General features: G+C 74.0%; 4 protein-coding genes. 1 reads left to right on the forward strand and 3 read right to left on the reverse strand.

The window, feature by feature from the left end; translation table 11 throughout:
- The coding region (locus tag PINTE_RS20850; RefSeq protein ID WP_174524040.1) for a deoxyribodipyrimidine photo-lyase at positions 1-266 on the reverse strand (266 nt) is incomplete at its 3' end.
- Between the two features lie 195 nt (positions 267-461).
- Between PINTE_RS20850 and PINTE_RS20855 the strand changes: the two genes are divergently transcribed.
- Complete coding sequence (locus PINTE_RS20855) at positions 462-962, forward strand: hypothetical protein (RefSeq protein WP_068434438.1); 501 nt, start codon at positions 462-464, stop codon at positions 960-962.
- Here PINTE_RS20855 and PINTE_RS20860 read toward each other — a convergent pair.
- Positions 953-1,870, reverse strand: a complete 918-nt coding sequence (locus PINTE_RS20860; protein ID WP_068434441.1) for a DNA-formamidopyrimidine glycosylase family protein — start codon at positions 1,868-1,870, stop codon at positions 953-955. The two genes, PINTE_RS20855 and PINTE_RS20860, sit on opposite strands and share 10 nt — an antisense overlap.
- A partial coding sequence (locus PINTE_RS20865; protein ID WP_068434444.1) for a M4 family metallopeptidase occupies positions 1,857-2,828 on the reverse strand: 972 nt, incomplete at its 5' end. The genes PINTE_RS20860 and PINTE_RS20865, both read right to left, overlap by 14 nt.

Here is a 2,828-nt window from a genome sequence, read left to right on the forward strand (position 1 = left end):
GTGGCCGCGACCTGCGTCGCCAGCTCGGGGAGCACCTCGGCCGGGCGCCCGGTACGCACGACGAGCGCCCCGTCGTAGTCCTCGCGGGCGCGCAGCAGGGCGTCTCGCAGGGCCGCACGCCGGGCGTCCCCGGCGGTGTCCCACAACGCGGGGTCGAGCACGAACACCGGCAGCACCCGGCCGTCGCCCGCCGCCTCGTGCGCGGCGAGCAGCGCCGGCAGGTCGTCGCGGCGCAGGTCGCGGCGCAGCCACAGGATCGTGCTCATCTCGCGGTCCTCTCTCGTGGCCGATGGCCGGCTGGCCCCCATACCCTAGGCAGCACCTGCCGCCGGCGCCGGGATTGCGTTCGGCCCCAACGGGTAGATGTACTTGGCCTACCCGCCGACCGAGCTCGCCGCGCCGCGCTCGTCGACCGATGGCGGGCGTTCGCAGACCGATCCCCGCCTGACCAGGAGACTGATATGAGCACCGTCGCAGATGGCCGCCACAACGATCGGCACGATGATCGGCACAACGATCGGCACGACGATCAGCGGGTCCGTTCCAGCGACACTGCCGAGGTCGACGTCAACAACCCGGACCTGCAGGGCCGGCGCGGGACCGAGGAGACGACCCGCACGTCGCGCATCACGGTGAACTCCGGCTTCGCGGACGAGGTCGGGCCGGAAGGGGTGCGCGCCTACGTCGACACGTTGACGGCGGTGGCCGGCGGCGCCGCCGGTCGGGCTCCGTCGGAGATCCTCGAGGAACTGACGCGGGGCTGGGAGCGCGCGGGGGTGCGGGTTCCGGAGCCGGAGGCTGCTCTCATCGCGGACAGGATCGTCGACGGCGGCGCGGAGACGCTCGTCGTCGTCGCCGAGGACGGCCAGGTGTTGTACGGCGAGGACGTCGCCCCCGACGGCGGCGAGAGCTCGGCCCGTCAGGACGAGCCCGACGACCCGGACCGGCCCCTCTACAGCTGAGCCCCTCCGGGCCCGCTGGCGGAGCGTCGATCGGACCGTCGATCGGAGCGGGTGGCCCCCAGGGGTGCTTGCGGCCGCCCGTCGTCGGTGGGGGCGAGCCCGCCCTGGCAGGCCGGGCAGTAGAAGATCGTGCGCTCTCGCGGGGCCACGCCGACGAGCGCGACCCGCACGGGGCGGCCGCAGCGGCGACACGGTCGTCCCGACAGTGCGTGCACGGCCCCGAGGGCGTCTCGGCGAGCCAGCCCGGTGACCGACTGCGCGCCGGTGCGGGCCGACCGCAGCATCCGTGGCCGGGCCCAGTCCAGGAGCGCCGCTACGTCGTCGGCCGGCACCTGCGAGGCGGTCCGCCACGGGTTCAGCCGCCGGGCGAAGCAGCCCTCGCTGACCCAGAAGGTGCCGAGTCCGGCGAGCACCCGCTGATCGAGCAGCGCTTCCGCGAGCGGCCGGCCGTCCCGTGACAGGCGCGCCAGCGCGATCTCCCGGCCGGGTGGGCCGCCTGCCAGCTGCCAGGCGCGGGTGAGGATGTCGGGACCGAGGTGCCCGACGAGCCGATCCTCGTCGGCGGTGGCGACGAGGTCGAGCATGCCCAGGCTGCGCCCCAGGGCGGTCGCCTCGGCGGTGCCGAGCACGGCACGCAGCCGATGGTCCCACCGCACGCTTTCCTGTGCGGGCCGCACCCGCCACGTGCCGTCCATCCGCAGGTGCGAGTGCAGCGTGAGGGCCTGCCCCTGCAGGTCGAGGCGGTGCAGCAGGTGCTTGCCGCGCGCGACCACCCGCACCGTTCTGGCCCCCACGAGATCGGTCTGGGCGAGCGACGGCCAGCGCAACTCGGCCCGCGTCAGGGTCGCCCCGCCGAGGGCGGCCTGGAGCCGGGCCGCCGTCCACGCGACGGTGTCACCTTCGGGCATCGGGCAGTCGCCGCGGCCCCCGGGCGGCGGCCCGCGTGTCGGGTCGAGACCGCGTCAGGTGCACGGGGGAGGCGGCGGCGGCCACACCGACTCCGTTCCAGCCGGCCCGGACCGCCTGCTGCTCGGCGCTGCCCTCGCCGTAACGGGCGCCGGCGGCCACGAGGGTGGCGGCGGCGAAGGCCGCGAAGTCGGCGTCTTTGGGCAGACCTCCGGTGGTCATGACGTCGTACCAGATCTGGCCGGGGGCCTCCCAGGCGTTGCCGCCGAGGGTGGTGGCGGCCAGGTAGAACGCGTGGTTGGGGATGCCGGAGTTGATGTGCACCCCGCCGTTGTCGTTGGCCTCGTCGTGCGGCAGCTGCTCGTAGTCGTCCATGTGGGCCGGCTGCGGGTCTTTGCCCAGGCGCGGGTCGTCGTAGGCGGTGCCGGGCGCCTTCATCGAGCGCAGCGCGACGCCTTTGACGCCGGGCCGAAACAGGTCTTTGCCGACGAGCCAGTCGGCCTGCTCGGCCGAGTGCCCCAGCACTCGCTGCACGGTGAGCACGCCGAACACGTCGGAGACGTGCTCGTTGAGCGCCCCGGACTGGCCGACGTAGACGAAGCCTGCTGTGTACTGCGTGAACCCGTGCGCGAGCTCGTGACCGATGACGTCGAGGCAGTCGGTGAACGAGCCGAAGACCTCGCCGTCGCCGTCACCGAAGACCATCTGCTCGCCGTCCCAGAACGCGTTGTCGTAGTCCTTGGCGAAGTGCACGGACGCGACGAGCTTGAGGCCGGCGTCGTCGAGGGAGTTGCGCCCGTACGCCTCGTGGAACAGCGACCACGTGTGCCCGAGCCCGTCGTAGGCCTCGTTGACGGACTCGTCGGCGTGCGGCTCGTCTCCCTCGCTGCGGCGCAGCGCGCCCGGCAGGCCGGTGCCGTGCTCGGCGTCGTGCACCGCGCGGTCGGGGGTCGCGGCCGG

This window comes from Piscicoccus intestinalis NBRC 104926 (assembly GCF_001515525.1).
Taxonomy (GTDB): domain Bacteria; phylum Actinomycetota; class Actinomycetes; order Actinomycetales; family Dermatophilaceae; genus Kineosphaera; species Kineosphaera intestinalis.